The organism is Pedobacter sp. W3I1 (assembly GCF_030816015.1).
GTDB lineage: Bacteria > Bacteroidota > Bacteroidia > Sphingobacteriales > Sphingobacteriaceae > Pedobacter.
The window spans coordinates 2229594-2242629 of sequence record NZ_JAUSXN010000001.1 but is presented as its reverse complement, the minus strand read 5'-3'; the positions used below and the strand labels follow the sequence as shown (position 1 = coordinate 2242629).

Annotated in this window: 7 protein-coding genes and 1 pseudogene; 5 read left to right on the top strand and 3 right to left on the bottom strand. The window is 42.2% G+C overall.

What is annotated here, in order from left to right:
* The first annotated feature begins 200 nt into the window (after window positions 1-200).
* The 4 genes and pseudogenes from QF042_RS09480 to QF042_RS26330 all read left to right on the top strand — a co-directional run.
* Window positions 201-1289: an endo-1,4-beta-xylanase gene (locus QF042_RS09480; protein ID WP_307527621.1), complete on the top strand. Its 1089-nt coding sequence runs from the start codon at window positions 201-203 to the stop codon at window positions 1287-1289.
* A gap of 260 nt (window positions 1290-1549) precedes the next feature.
* Window positions 1550-2929, top strand: coding sequence for a glycoside hydrolase family 43 protein (locus QF042_RS09475; RefSeq protein ID WP_307527619.1), 1380 nt, complete (start codon window positions 1550-1552; stop codon window positions 2927-2929).
* Between the two features lie 348 nt (window positions 2930-3277).
* Window positions 3278-5332 (top strand): alpha-glucuronidase, encoded by a 2055-nt coding sequence (locus tag QF042_RS09470; protein WP_307527617.1) that lies wholly within the window; start codon window positions 3278-3280, stop codon window positions 5330-5332.
* Between the two features lie 227 nt (window positions 5333-5559).
* Window positions 5560-5730, top strand: a pseudogene (locus QF042_RS26330) (hypothetical protein); the annotation flags it as partial.
* Window positions 5731-5938: 208 nt separating this feature from the next.
* On the opposite strand, the gene QF042_RS09465 reads toward QF042_RS26330, so the two are convergent.
* The 3 genes from QF042_RS09465 to QF042_RS09455 all read right to left on the bottom strand — a co-directional run bounded on the left by QF042_RS09465 (window position 5939) and on the right by QF042_RS09455 (window position 11323).
* Window positions 5939-7870, bottom strand: a complete 1932-nt coding sequence (locus QF042_RS09465; RefSeq protein ID WP_307527615.1) for a glycoside hydrolase family 97 protein — start codon at window positions 7868-7870, stop codon at window positions 5939-5941.
* Between the two features lie 38 nt (window positions 7871-7908).
* On the bottom strand, window positions 7909-10332 hold the full coding sequence (locus tag QF042_RS09460) for a beta-L-arabinofuranosidase domain-containing protein (protein ID WP_307527613.1): 2424 nt from the start codon (window positions 10330-10332) through the stop codon (window positions 7909-7911).
* Between the two features lie 121 nt (window positions 10333-10453).
* Window positions 10454-11323 (bottom strand): esterase family protein, encoded by an 870-nt coding sequence (locus tag QF042_RS09455; RefSeq protein WP_307527610.1) that lies wholly within the window; start codon window positions 11321-11323, stop codon window positions 10454-10456.
* A 469-nt stretch (window positions 11324-11792) separates the two neighbouring features.
* Between QF042_RS09455 and uxuA the strand changes: the two genes are divergently transcribed.
* The gene (uxuA, locus tag QF042_RS09450) at window positions 11793-12977 is read left to right on the top strand and encodes a mannonate dehydratase (RefSeq protein ID WP_307527608.1); all 1185 of its coding nucleotides are present in this window, start codon (window positions 11793-11795) and stop codon (window positions 12975-12977) included.
* Window positions 12978-13036: the final 59 nt, after the last annotated feature.

Here is a 13036-nt window from a genome sequence, read left to right as displayed (position 1 = left end):
TTTGTCAAAACAATAACAACAGATGTTCAAAAAAGCACCAAATAGCTAAAAAATTGCAGGGTTAATAACAAGCTAAGCTTCCCGGGGGATAATGTCATAAATCCATTACATGACATTTGTTTCCTAAAATTGACGATAAGAAGCCTGGCCAGGATGAAAAACATGCGACTTTGCAACCTTATTGTCTTACCAAATCAAATATGAGAAAACCGAATATCATCCCTGGCCTGGCAGTCTTGCTCATCACCACTGGAATAGTTTTTAGCGCATATAAAAGCAAAGAAATCAATTCCGAAGGCTTGAAAGACTACTACCAAAAATATTTCCCTATTGGTGTGGCCGTTACGCCATGGGATTTAAGTGGAGATAAGCGGAATTTGATTCTCAGCCAGTTCAATAGCATCACATCTGAAAACGCGATGAAAATGGGACCTATTCACCCGATGGAAAATACCTACAATTGGAAAATCGCAGACTCCATAGCCTCCTTTGCAAGGATAAACGGTTTAAAACTACGCGGCCATTGCCTGGTATGGCATAATCAAGCCCCTCGCTGGTTTTTCAAAGCTGAAGACGGAAATATGATCTCAAAGGAAACCTTGTTAAAAAGAATTCAGGAGCATATCAATACGGTCGTCAACAGGTATAAGAAAGACATCTATGCATGGGATGTGGTCAATGAGGTCATAGCAGATGATTCTGCCTATTTCCGGAAATCACCGCTATATCAAATCGCAGGCGAGGATTTTGTGGAAATGTCCTTTAGGTACGCTCACCAGGCAGATCCCAATGCCCAACTGTTTTACAACGACTATAATACAGAACAGCCATTAAAACGTGAAAAAATTTACAGAATGCTTAAAGGTCTGTTGGCCAGGGGTGTTCCAATCCATGGGATAGGCCTCCAGGGACATTGGTCTGTAAACAATCCGAGTCGCTCTGAACTGGAAAAATCCATTGCGCTTTTTTCTTCCCTGGGACTCAAAATTCAGATCACAGAACTGGATGTATCGGTGTATGGCGGCAATCAGGGCGGACAGTTAATCCAGGGCAATGCTCAAACGGCAGTTTCGGAATTCACTCCGGAAATGGAAGAAAAGCAACTTAAACAATATAAAATGGTATTCGAGGTACTCCGGAAATATAAAGACCACATTACCGGTGTCACCTTCTGGAACTTATCAGACCGATACAGCTGGCTGGACAACCGTGGCCGGAAAAACTATCCGCTGCTGTTTGATAAAGACCTTAAGCCCAAAAAGGCCTATTTCGAAGTCACAAAATTTTAACCAATAAGCCATAATATCCGTTATTGAGCAAGAAATAAACAGTTATCAAGCAGTGCCTCGCAGCATGAGATATCAGGACTAATTCGGTAAAAGATTCCTGATTACTCACATCAACTAAACAAATAAAATCATCCGATTCATTCTCAATTGCCAAATATCTTAAAGAAAATCATTCAGGTGAAATAACCTAAAACATTAACTAATACCTGTCGCACAAATCAGCATAAATCCTGAACAGGCGCTACAGAAAAACACAAAAAATGAAAAAACTAAATAAAATCACAGTCCAACTTGTTATCCTATTTTCATTAATACTGGCCTTAACTAAACTTGCGCAAGCTGATGACCATATTGCGGCCCACCGGCATCTGGCAGACCCTGCCACATTGGTCTATAACGGAAGAGTTTATTTATATGCATCAAATGATGATGACAACTCAGATGACAAAGAGAGCGGCTATAAAATGAAATCGATCGTTTGTATTTCAAGTAGCGATATGAAAAACTGGACGGATCACGGTGTGGTGTTTGAGGCGCCAAGAGATGCAACGTGGGCCAATAGAACCTGGGCACCTTCAGTTATCGCCCGAAATGGAAAAATATACCTTTATTTTGGCAATGGAGGTTCAGGGATTGGTGTAGTAACGGCCTCCTCTCCCACCGGGCCATTCAAAGATCCATTGGGTAAAAAGTTAATTGATAATCAAACCCCAGGCGTACTGCCGGCAAAAAACATGTGGTTATTCGATCCGATGGCCTTTTTGGATGATGATGGACAGGCATATCTGTACATCGGAGGCAATGGTGAGGATAATATGCGGGTAATTAAACTAAATGAAGATATGATCAGCGTAAATGGCCAGGCAACCTCTTTTCATGTGCCTTCCTTTTTTGAAGCTTCATGGATGCATAAACGAGATGGCAATTACTATTTTTCATATTCCTCGAATCCAAAAGCAGAAATGAGGATTGATTATATGATGAGCAAGAGTCCCACCACTGGATTTGTTTACAAAGGCGTTATAGGTGCACAGCCGCCTAATAATAACAACAATAATCACCACGGTATATTTGAATATAAAGGAAAATGGTACCATGCCTATCACAACAGGGTTGTCGCTATTAAAAAAGGTATTCCTCCTGTTTATAAACGAAACCTGGCCATAGAAGAATTGAATTATAATGCTGACGGTACAATCGCCCAGGTGATTTATACTGAAAACGGCGTAACACAAATTGGCTCCATAAATCCTTATCAACGAAACGAGGCGGAAACCATGCAGGATCAAAACGGGATTATGACCAAAAACACCGACGATGGTGGGATGCAGATTTCGGGAATGAAAAATAATAACTGGATCAAAATTCAAGGTGTAGACTTTGGAAAAAAGGGGGCTAAATCCTTCAATGCCAGGGTGAGTGGTCTCTCATCGGGCACAAGTCTGGAAGTGCGCGTAGGTAGTTTAGACGGGAAACAAATTGCAAAACTGGTTACTTCCGGCAATGAGGCAGTCGGCTTACAGATACAATCGGGAAAAGCCGGGATTATCCAAGGGAAACAAGATCTGTATCTTTTAGTATCTGGCAGTGACACCTCAGCTGCAATTGATATAGACTGGTGGCGTTTTCAGCAGCGATAAACATCCAGGCATTTTAAGCCTTGTAACCTCAATTCGATTAATATTTATTCATATTGACTAATTTTAAGCCATGAAACTAGCGCGATCGTCATGCTGTCCCGAAGCTTCGGGATCAGCATCTTACTGCTAAAAAGACCCTGAAATAAACTGCGCAGCACTCTTGAATGCAATTGAAAACATAAACAGACAATGAAAAATTCAGGGTGACGGCTATGAACGAAAAATGTCTGTAGTAGACCTTAAAGGAATATTAATAATCGAACTGGGGTTTGTATGATAACATGAAGGTTCGGAGGGAACAACCCGGGACATTGAATCAAATATTTTAAACCATTATTATAAAGAAAAATGGCATATATAAAAAGGATAATGATTATTGCACTGCTGATACTAGGTAGCGCAACAATATTAAAAGCAGAAGATGGTCACGCACTATGGCTTCGAAGCAATTCCAGAGTCAAAGTCAGTATTTCCTGTCCGGTTCGCTCATCTATCATAGACATTGCAATAGATGAACTCAGAAAAGGCTGGCTGGGCAAGGAGAATATGGTCTTCAAACTTAACCTAAACAAAAATCCGGCTATTAAGGGCGATGGATTCCAATTGGAAGAATCGGCAATAAGTGCGCAGACAGAACTTGGTTTATTATACGGAGCTTACGAATTATTGAGGCGTCAATACCTCAACCTCCCACAGCGGAAATTTATTTCAAATCCATCTTACTCCAGGAGAATCCTCAATCATTGGGATAACCTTGATGGTAGCGTTGAAAGAGGCTATGCAGGCGGTTCAATATTTTGGGGAGAAAAAGAAAACGGACTGAGCATTACTGAGCAGGATAAGGAGAAATGGTCAGCTTATGCAAGGGCAAATGCATCGATTGGCATTAATGGTGCCGTTTTAAACAATGTTAATGCATCCGCCAAAATTCTCTCTAAACCATATTTAGAAAAAGTAAGCGCAATCGCTCAGCGTTTACGCCCTTACGGGATAAAAACTTATTTATCCGTTAATTTCTCATCTCCCGTGCTTATTGGAAAATTAAAAAAAGCAGACCCATTAGATCCCCAGGTTCAGCAGTGGTGGAAAGATAAAGTAAAAGAAATTTACGCCCTCATACCAGACTTCGGCGGATTTTTAGTGAAGGCAAACAGTGAAGGACAACCCGGGCCACAGGATTATGGAAGGACCCATGTTGATGGTGCCAATATGATGGCCGATGCCCTGGCACCTTTCAATGGCATTGTCATGTGGCGTGCCTTTGTTTACAACCCATCCCCTGAGGACAGAACCAAACAAGCATACAAAGAATTTTTACCGCTGGATGGAGCTTTCAGGAAAAATGTAATTTTACAGGTAAAAAACGGCCCACTTGATTTCCAGCCCAGAGAACCCTTTAGCCCATTATTTGGGGCAATGTCGAAAACGCCTGTTATGCCCGAATTCCAAATTACCCAGGAATACCTGGGCGGCTCCAGGCAACTTGTTTTCCTCTCCACATTATGGGAAGAGTGTTTAAATAGCGACACCTATAAAAATGGGAAAGGCAGTACCGTTGCCGCCTGCACTGATGGATCACTTAGCAAAACTGATTTTACCGCCATTGCAGGAGTGGCTAATATTGGTAATGATGTAAACTGGACCGGCCACACCTTTGCCCAGGCAAACTGGTATGCATTTGGGCGCCTGGCATGGAATAATAAACTCGAGAGCAAAGTGATTGCAGCAGAATGGATCAAACAGACTTTTCTCGATAAGAAAGAAAGAAAAACGGATGCCAACTTTGTTAAAACCACTCAGCGGATAATGATGGAGAGCAGAGGTGCAGCCGTTGATTATATGATGCCACTAGGACTTCACCATATTTTTGCCGAAGGTCATCATTATGGTCCTGCGCCGTGGTTTTCGAATGATAAAATCCGTGCTGACTGGACGTCTGTCTATTACCACAAGGCAGACACCGCGGGTATAGGTTTTGACAGAACCCGTCGCGGAAGTGGTGCAGTTGATCAATATCATGAGCCATTAAGTTCGACCTTCAATAACCTTTCAAGCTGCCCTGAAATGTATCTGCTCTGGTTTCATCACGTGCCCTGGTCTTACCGTTTAAAAAATGGAAACGATTTGTGGACCGAACTCTGCATTCGCTATGACCATGGCGTACAGGCGGTCAGATCTTTTCAAAAAGACTGGGATAGAATGAATGGCGCGATAGACAGTGAACGTTTCGCAGAGGTACAGTCTAAGCTCCGAACGCAGTCAAGAGATGCTCAAATTTGGAAAGATGCTTGTCTGTTGTATTTTCAGCAGTTTAGTAAAAGGGAGATTCCATTTGAAATCGAACGGCCTGTACATAACCTTGGGACATTAAAAGAGTTAACCAAGAGCAAGGATTACCATTAGAAAAGATTGTGCTCACGATTCCAATAGAATGGTCGTCATCTCGACTGTAGCACAGCGAAATGGAGAGATCTTTGTACCAAGTTATGAATCAAATTTAAAAGATTTTGCTTCGCAGAGCCTTCAGAACGTTTCGCAGAGGTACAGTCCAACGCCTCGGTTCGTGTCCCCACGAAACGAAAACATAATGGTTCGTGGAGACACGAACCATGGCATGAGAACGTTTCGCAGAGGTACAGTCTAAGCTCCGAACGCAGTCAAGAGATGCTCAAATTTGGAAAGATGCTTGTCTGTTGTATTTTCAGCAGTTTAGTAAAAGGGAGATTCCATTTGAAATCGAACGGCCTGTACATGATCTTCAGTCGCTTAAGGAGCTAACTAAAAGCCGGGATTACAATTAGAAAATATAGTGTCTGTATCAGAATAAAGAATTGTCATTCCAACGCCTCGGTTCGTGTCCCCACGAAACGAAAACAATAATGGTTCGTGGAGACACGAACCATGGCATGAGAATCTTTCATTCAGCAAGATAAAAAATATACTAAACCAAGATGTTCGATATGAGGTTGAAAGCACTTTCCCATATCTCATCACATCCTCAGGGTTCAATTAATCTCCAAAAACCAACGTAAAACCATCATTCCCTTTTAAGCTTAAACCCAATTTCCCATCAGCGCTTACTTTTATCTCTTTAGACTTTAAATTAACCTCAGCAGATCCTTCTGAAAAAATCAACTTCGCTTTTTTATTAGCCAGGAAAGATAAATTAAGGGATAAATCTTTGCGCTTGTTCTCACCGTTAATACCTGCTACGTACCATTTTTTCCCGCTTCTTCTGGCTACGATATAAAATTCCCCCGGATAACCATCAATAAACCGTGTATCATCCCAGCTTACCGGCAGCTCTTTCAGGAAAGTTTTGGCAGATTCGGGAACCTGAGACATGCCCGAAGGTGTTTCTGCAAAGTGCTGTATGCCGGAAAGGAAAACAACAGATGTGGCTAATTCAAAGGCCGGCGTAGTCGCCCGTTTTATTCCTGGGATTTTATACAATGCCATTGGCGTAAAATCCATCGGGTCAAATGCATTACGCACCATCGCGCTCATCACCGCATGTGAAGGGGCTTTATTTGCAGCATTCTGGTCGAAAGAAATCATTTCATATCCGAAAACCGCTTCAGCTGTCATCAAATTTGGATAAGTCCGTTGCAAACCCCTGGGCAGGGTTGCACCATGAAAATTGACCAGTAACTGGTAACTGGCGGCGTCTTCCAAAATATCCTGATAATAATTTATCATCGACTGCCCGTCACCCGCAAAAAAATCTACTTTTATGCCTTTTATACCCATTTCTTTCAAACGGGCAAATTCCTGAACCCTGCTTTGATGAGTCAACAGTTTATCTCTGGGCGTAAATTTTACCGTATTCCAGTTTCCGGCAGAATTGTACCAAAGGAGCAGGCCAACTCGCTTCTCTTTTGCATATTTGGCCAGCACAGCAATAGAGTCATAACCAATGGTTTTATCCCAATTGGCATCAATTAAACTATACTGCCAATTCATCCCGGCGGCATAATCAACATATCTTTTCTGCACGGAATATATCGTTGCTGCATCTTTTTCCAATACCCAGCTCCATGCCGACTTTCCAGGCTGAATAAATTCTTTATCCATTACCTTTGCAGGTTGGGCAAGATCAGTTCCCAGGGTAGATTCAGAAATCGTCTTTAAGTCGCCAATAGCCATGATTCTCCAGGGCGTTTTCCAGGGTAAAGTCGATTCAGGCAGCAAAGCATCCCCTGGGATGCCTTCGGCTGGCTGAGGGAAATTGATCATATACTCATTATCAACAGCGTTTTGAGCCAGAGATGTTCCGCAGTAGCCCCGCCCCAGATCGGCCTCACTCAAAAGCATCCAAACCTGATCAAATTTAAATAATGCTGGATATACCCAACCATTTGAACTGCCAGAAGGGGTTCCCACCGGAATATCCATATTGTAATGAGCCTCGTAAAAGGGATTGGTATGCTCAAAGCCTGTCTGCGCATCGGCTTTAGGTTGCAACCAGGCCCTTGTTCCGGTTAAAAACCGGAAACTGGTTGACTCTCTGACAATCTTTTTTAAAGACTTATTTTGTTCAGGAAATTCATATCTGAAGGCAAGCCCATCATCAGCTATTCTAAAAGTAAGATTCATCCGGCTCCCTTTACCAGTTCGGAATTCGAAAGTTGTCTCGATGGCTTTATAGAAGATCGAACTTTTTTTCGCATTTACCATCGTATAATTATGGGTCACCGTAGTGGGTTTGGATACTTTGGTTAATATAAGTCCTTTTGAGAAATCCTCGTCCTCCCGGATAAGGCCAAGTTTCGAATCGGCAAGCACCATTTTGCCCTTATATAAAATATGGTAGCGTAATGCTTTCGGACTACACACCAGCTCCAGGTTTTTGTTAGGGCTAAACAGTTTATAGCGGTCTGTTTGTGCTACTCCTGCTTTACAGCACATAACCAGGCTGATGAGACCAATTAATATTTTCATGATTTACGTTGTAAGTGAATATTGTATTATCAACTATTTTATTTTTTATCCGTATTCTTCAGCAAGCGTATATAATAAATTGCACTGGATGTATTTCCTTGCGAAGTCTGAATTCGAAGCCTTACATTTTTCTTTCCGGTAAGCATATCTTCAGGTATTGGATATTCATCAGTTTTGAACCCGGAGTTATTCCACCGCTCCGAATTATCTACAGTCAGTAGCTTTTTATCGTCAATGTAAATATCAAAAATCTTCTTTCCCCACTCTGCGCCCCAGTACTTAAGTGAAATTTTAAGCCTGGTTTCTCCCCTTGTGTCCAACAGATAGCTAAAATATCCACCATTATTGGCCGAACGCCAGAACTGATCTGAGAAAGTTCCGGTTTGAGAAATGTTTTGAAGGAGCTGGTGATCCGCCTCAGGCTGTTGTTCGCCGGGTGCCACAAAATCCACCGTTCTTTTTTCAAGTAAAAGTTTTTCGCTTTCCAGCTTTTGCAGGGAATCTAAATAATTTTTGTACTGGTCCTCATTCAGCGTCATCCAATACATCATATACCTGGAATCATGGATTTTATAAAAAGGCTCAAGGGAAAGTTGAGCAGGGTTAATGATCTTGAGGTTGGCAAAGCTGAATTGCATTGGCTTTTCTTTCTCGGGCACTACGCTGGAGGTAATCTGATCGGCCCCGCCTGCGATTAATATAGGTGCCTGATCAACGGGCAGTTTTTCGCCACTGGCAATATGTCCCCAGCGGCTTTGGTCAGCTAAAAGCCCTTTTAAATCCTGACTGCCGGTTTTGGCGGCGAGCAATATCGGTCCATGAAGGATTGCACTATAAACCGACAGGTTCGGCAATTGCTCCAAACTGGTATGCATAGGCAGTTCGATTTCCACAACATCTCCCTTGTTCCAGTGCCTTTTTATACCCATATACGCTGAGGAATCCGGACGGCTAATAACCTCCTGGTGATTAACCAAAATTCTCAGTTGCCCTGGTTTTACCCATTCAGGATATCTGATCATAAGGGTAAAGTCTGCATTACCCTTTTCTACCTCAATTCTGGTTTTTTCAGCATCCGGAAAATTAGTTTTTTGTATAATTTTAATGCCTTTTTTCTGCCAGTCAAGCCGGGAGGCTATAAAAAGGTTTAAATAAAGCGAGTCTTTTCGGTGGGTATAAATTAACTGACCCAGCTTACCATAATTCTCCATTCCGCTCCCTACACAACACCACATCGCTTTGTTTGAAGCAGAATATACACGGTAGTGCCTGGGGCGAAGGGGCGTAAAATAAACATAGCCACCGTGAACGGGATGTTGGGCAGACAAAATGTGGTTGAACAAACCCTTTTCGTAGAAGTCCATATATTTCCCTAGCGGCTGATCACGGAAAAGTCCTTCAGAAAGCTTTAACATATTATAGGTATTACAGCTCTCCGGTCCTTCAACATCATTGATAAAATCAGGCGCAGCGGCAGGGCTTAGAAAGAATTCTCTTCTACTGTTTCCTCCAAAAGCTAGCGTTCGGTTTTGGGTGACTGTTTCCCAAAAAAAGAGACCTGCACGTTTATAATTATCCGCATTTGCTAACGCTCCGATGCGCTGGAATCCAACGGCTTTCGGCACCTGCGTATTGGCATGTTTATTATTGAGGTTATCTTCTCTGCGAGCCATTGGCTCGAGGAGCTGACGATGAGAAAAACGCATTGCAGCTTTTAAATATTTTTCATTCCTGGTGATCTGGTAAGCATCCGCAAGAACCTCGTTCATTCCACCTTGTTCGGTGCCAAGCATACTTTGCATCTGTTCATCCGATAGTTTAGCCGTTATCTCAAGACTCCAGTCGCAGAAGTTTATAAATAATTTTTCAGCGTCTTCATCACCTGTATATAACCAGGCATCGCGAAGGCCGGCAAACATTTTATGAACATTATACCAAGGCACCCAGGATTTACTGAAAGCCTTAAAATCACCTGTTCTGAATGAAGACCAGATTTCAGCACTATTAGGTACTCCCCCAAGGTAACCCACAGCCCATTCCGGGTGGTTTTTTCCACTTGCGAGCTGACAGGCTTTGAGTGCGCTGATCATGTAGTCTAACCTTTTTTTACATGCTCCATCACCGGTCGCTGCATAAGTCATCGAAAGGGCAGAAAGGTAATGACCTCCTATATGGCCATCCAAACCGTCCCAGTTTTCATAAGAGCTCTTTTTGGGAGTCAGGCCAGCTTGCTTAAGATAAGGAGCGAGCAGTTTATCTACATCATATTCAAGCAGTGTTTTTAAATTCAGGTCCTGGGCATGTTTAAAGGGCCCATCCGAAAGACTAATTGCATGAAGCGGAAATTCGTTAGCATATAGTTTCTCCTGAGCATTTGCATGAGCAGCCCAGCCCATCATAAGACCTAAAAAATAAAAAACATGCTTTCTGGCAACAGCCCGCAGATTTGGTTTACTAATCATATTGGTGTGTGATAATCATTTTATTTTTTAAACAGGGTGTAAACTTTCCCTGCATCGGTTTTAATATCATAAAGTTGAGTTTCAGGCAAATTAATAGCTTCTTTAGGTGCAAGTTTGGAAACTACGGGTTATAATCTAAGAAGGAAGCCTGATCTACAGGTTTAAATAATAGCTGGCTAAACAGGTATAAATCATTCTTCCATACTTTAAAATCATGCACGCCTGGTTCGAGATAATAAATATGGGGAAGGTTCTTATCTGCCAGATAATCATGGGTACGCTGAGAGAAATTAAGCAGTCTATCCTGATCACCGCAAGATATCCAAAGCAACTTAAGCATTGCTTTCCCCCTGGCCGGATCTGGCAATAACTCCTCAGGTTTCTTGGTATTTGGCGCAGAAGAAAAACCACCAACCCAGGCAAATGTATCCAGATTACCCAATCCAAAATTCAGGGACTGGCCTCCGCCCATTGACAATCCGGCAATGGCACGGTGATCCCGGTCTTTAAAAACAGGGTAATTTTGTTCAACATATGGAATCAAATCCTTGATCAAATCATTTTCGAAGTTCGCAAAGGCAGCAACTTTTTCCGGAGCCATCACGTTTCCTGAGGCACGGTCATCTTTCATCGCCCTGCCGTTTGGCATTACAACCAACATGGGTTCAAGCTTTCCCAAAGCATACAGGTTGTCGAAGATTACCTGAGGTTTCCCCCCATTCAGCCACTCCTTTTCATCGCCTCCAATGCCGTGGAGCAGATATAAAACAGGATACTTTTTAGTTTTCAGATAGCCTGGCGGAAAATAAATGGTGGCTTTCCTTGTTGCTCCGACAGTTTTTGATACATATTGTATCGTATCTATTTTTCCATGGGGGATTTCTGTCTGGCTAACATCAAAACCAGCAGGTGCTACAGGAATTTGCTTTTGCGCGCAAACTGTAGTTTGAATAAAAATCAGTGTTACTAAGATGGGGATTAATCTTTTCATTTTATTTGGTTAGAGGTGATTGGCAGGAATAATTAATCGCCCGCCTGAAATTAATTATCACCACAAACTTAAGTGCATCGCGCCGCACCATGATGGAACCATTGATTATATTGATGGAAAAAATGTTCAAAAATGCCCTTGAGCGGAACTAATCATTATTTATTTAAAAATCTTTAATGAACTTCGGTTACCGATACTTTTTAGAAAGATGCCCGGACAGGGATTATTTCTAAAATGAATTGAACTTAAACATGTCTAAAACTTAGAAAAATTAAAACTGTGCAACATTTTCAACAATCGATTGCACGCAAGAACCGCCAGATTAATGTAGGCGAAATAATTTTTTATAGGACCAGAGCCTAAAACCAAACATGAAACACACAATTAAATTGCCGGTCAAATTACAAAAGCAAATTAGAAATATGATGATGTGCGATCAAAAGATACTTCAAAACCATACCGCTCTGCTATGAAAATGACCCAAACGATGCGCTGGTATGGTCCCGATGATATTGTTGAATTAGCCCACATTCTACAGGCAGGCTGTACCGGAGTGGTAACGGCTTTACACCACATCGTCGTTGGAGAAATCTGGCCGGAGGAAGAAATATTGGCCCGCAAGGCGATTATTGAGTCCAGTGGACTGACCTGGGAAGTGGTCGAAAGTCTGCCGGTACATGAGGACATCAAAAAGAGGCAGGGCGACTATCAGCTATGGATTGAAAATTACAAAGTCAGTCTGATAAATCTGGCAAACTGCGGAATCAAAGTGATTACCTATAATTTCATGCCTGTGTTAGACTGGATGCGAACCGATTTAAAATTTAAAACCAAAACCGGCGCACTCGCTTTAAGATTTGAAAAAACTGCATTCATTGCTTTTGACCTTTATTTGTTAAACAGGCCTGGGGCCACCGCCGACTACACGCAACAGGAATTGGAAAATGCCAAAAGCTTTTTCGATGAACTCAGCCCGCAGGAACGCAATACTTTAATGAGTAATTGCCTGCAGGGCCTGCCGGGAAGTAAAGATCATTTTACCAAAGACCAGGTGCTCACCTTACTGGAAGGATATAAAAACATTTCTGCAGAAATGTTGGACAATAATCTGATTAGTTTTTTACAGGAGATCACGCCTACAGCAGATGAAAACGGCCTGCAGTTAGCCATTCATCCGGATGACCCACCCTACCCCATTTTGGGTTTGCCAAGAATTATGAGCACAGAAGAACATGCGCATAAAATATTAAAAGCTGTGCCTGCGCGCTCGAATGGTATATGCTTTTGCAGCGGTTCCTTTGGTGCCCGGCCGGATAATGATTTAAAAGGAATGATTGAACGATTGGGAAACAGAATCTATTTTCTACACCTGCGAAGCGTTCACCGCGAGGGCAATGGCAATTTTTATGAGGCCAATCACCTGGAAGGAAATGCAAATATGACTATTTTGGTCACTTCCCTGGTAAAGCTTATGCGCGCCCAAAACCGTTCCATCCCTATGCGCCCCGATCATGGCCACCAAATGCTTGATGATTTGCATAAAAACCCATACCCCGGGTATTCAGCAATAGGAAGACTGAAAGGACTTGCCGAACTACGGGGACTCGAATTGGGGATCAGTGAAACTTTAAAAACAGATCAGTTAAACCATTAGATACATGCAGCAATCTTTAGTTTCAGATTACGCATAAGAAAATCAAAAAAACACCTGAG

Bases quoted from the DNA above. Each gene is read 5' to 3' on its own strand.
- QF042_RS09480 (WP_307527621.1), top strand. From the start codon at position 201: ATGAGAAAACCGAATATCATCCCTGGCCTGGCAGTCTTGCTCATCACC.
- QF042_RS09475 (WP_307527619.1), top strand. From the start codon at position 1,550: ATGAAAAAACTAAATAAAATCACAGTCCAACTTGTTATCCTATTTTCA.
- QF042_RS09470 (WP_307527617.1), top strand. From the start codon at position 3,278: ATGGCATATATAAAAAGGATAATGATTATTGCACTGCTGATACTAGGT.
- QF042_RS09465 (WP_307527615.1), bottom strand. From the start codon at position 7,870: ATGAAAATATTAATTGGTCTCATCAGCCTGGTTATGTGCTGTAAAGCA.
- QF042_RS09460 (WP_307527613.1), bottom strand. From the start codon at position 10,332: ATGATTAGTAAACCAAATCTGCGGGCTGTTGCCAGAAAGCATGTTTTT.
- QF042_RS09455 (WP_307527610.1), bottom strand. From the start codon at position 11,323: ATGAAAAGATTAATCCCCATCTTAGTAACACTGATTTTTATTCAAACT.
- uxuA (WP_307527608.1), top strand. From the start codon at position 11,793: ATGAAAATGACCCAAACGATGCGCTGGTATGGTCCCGATGATATTGTT.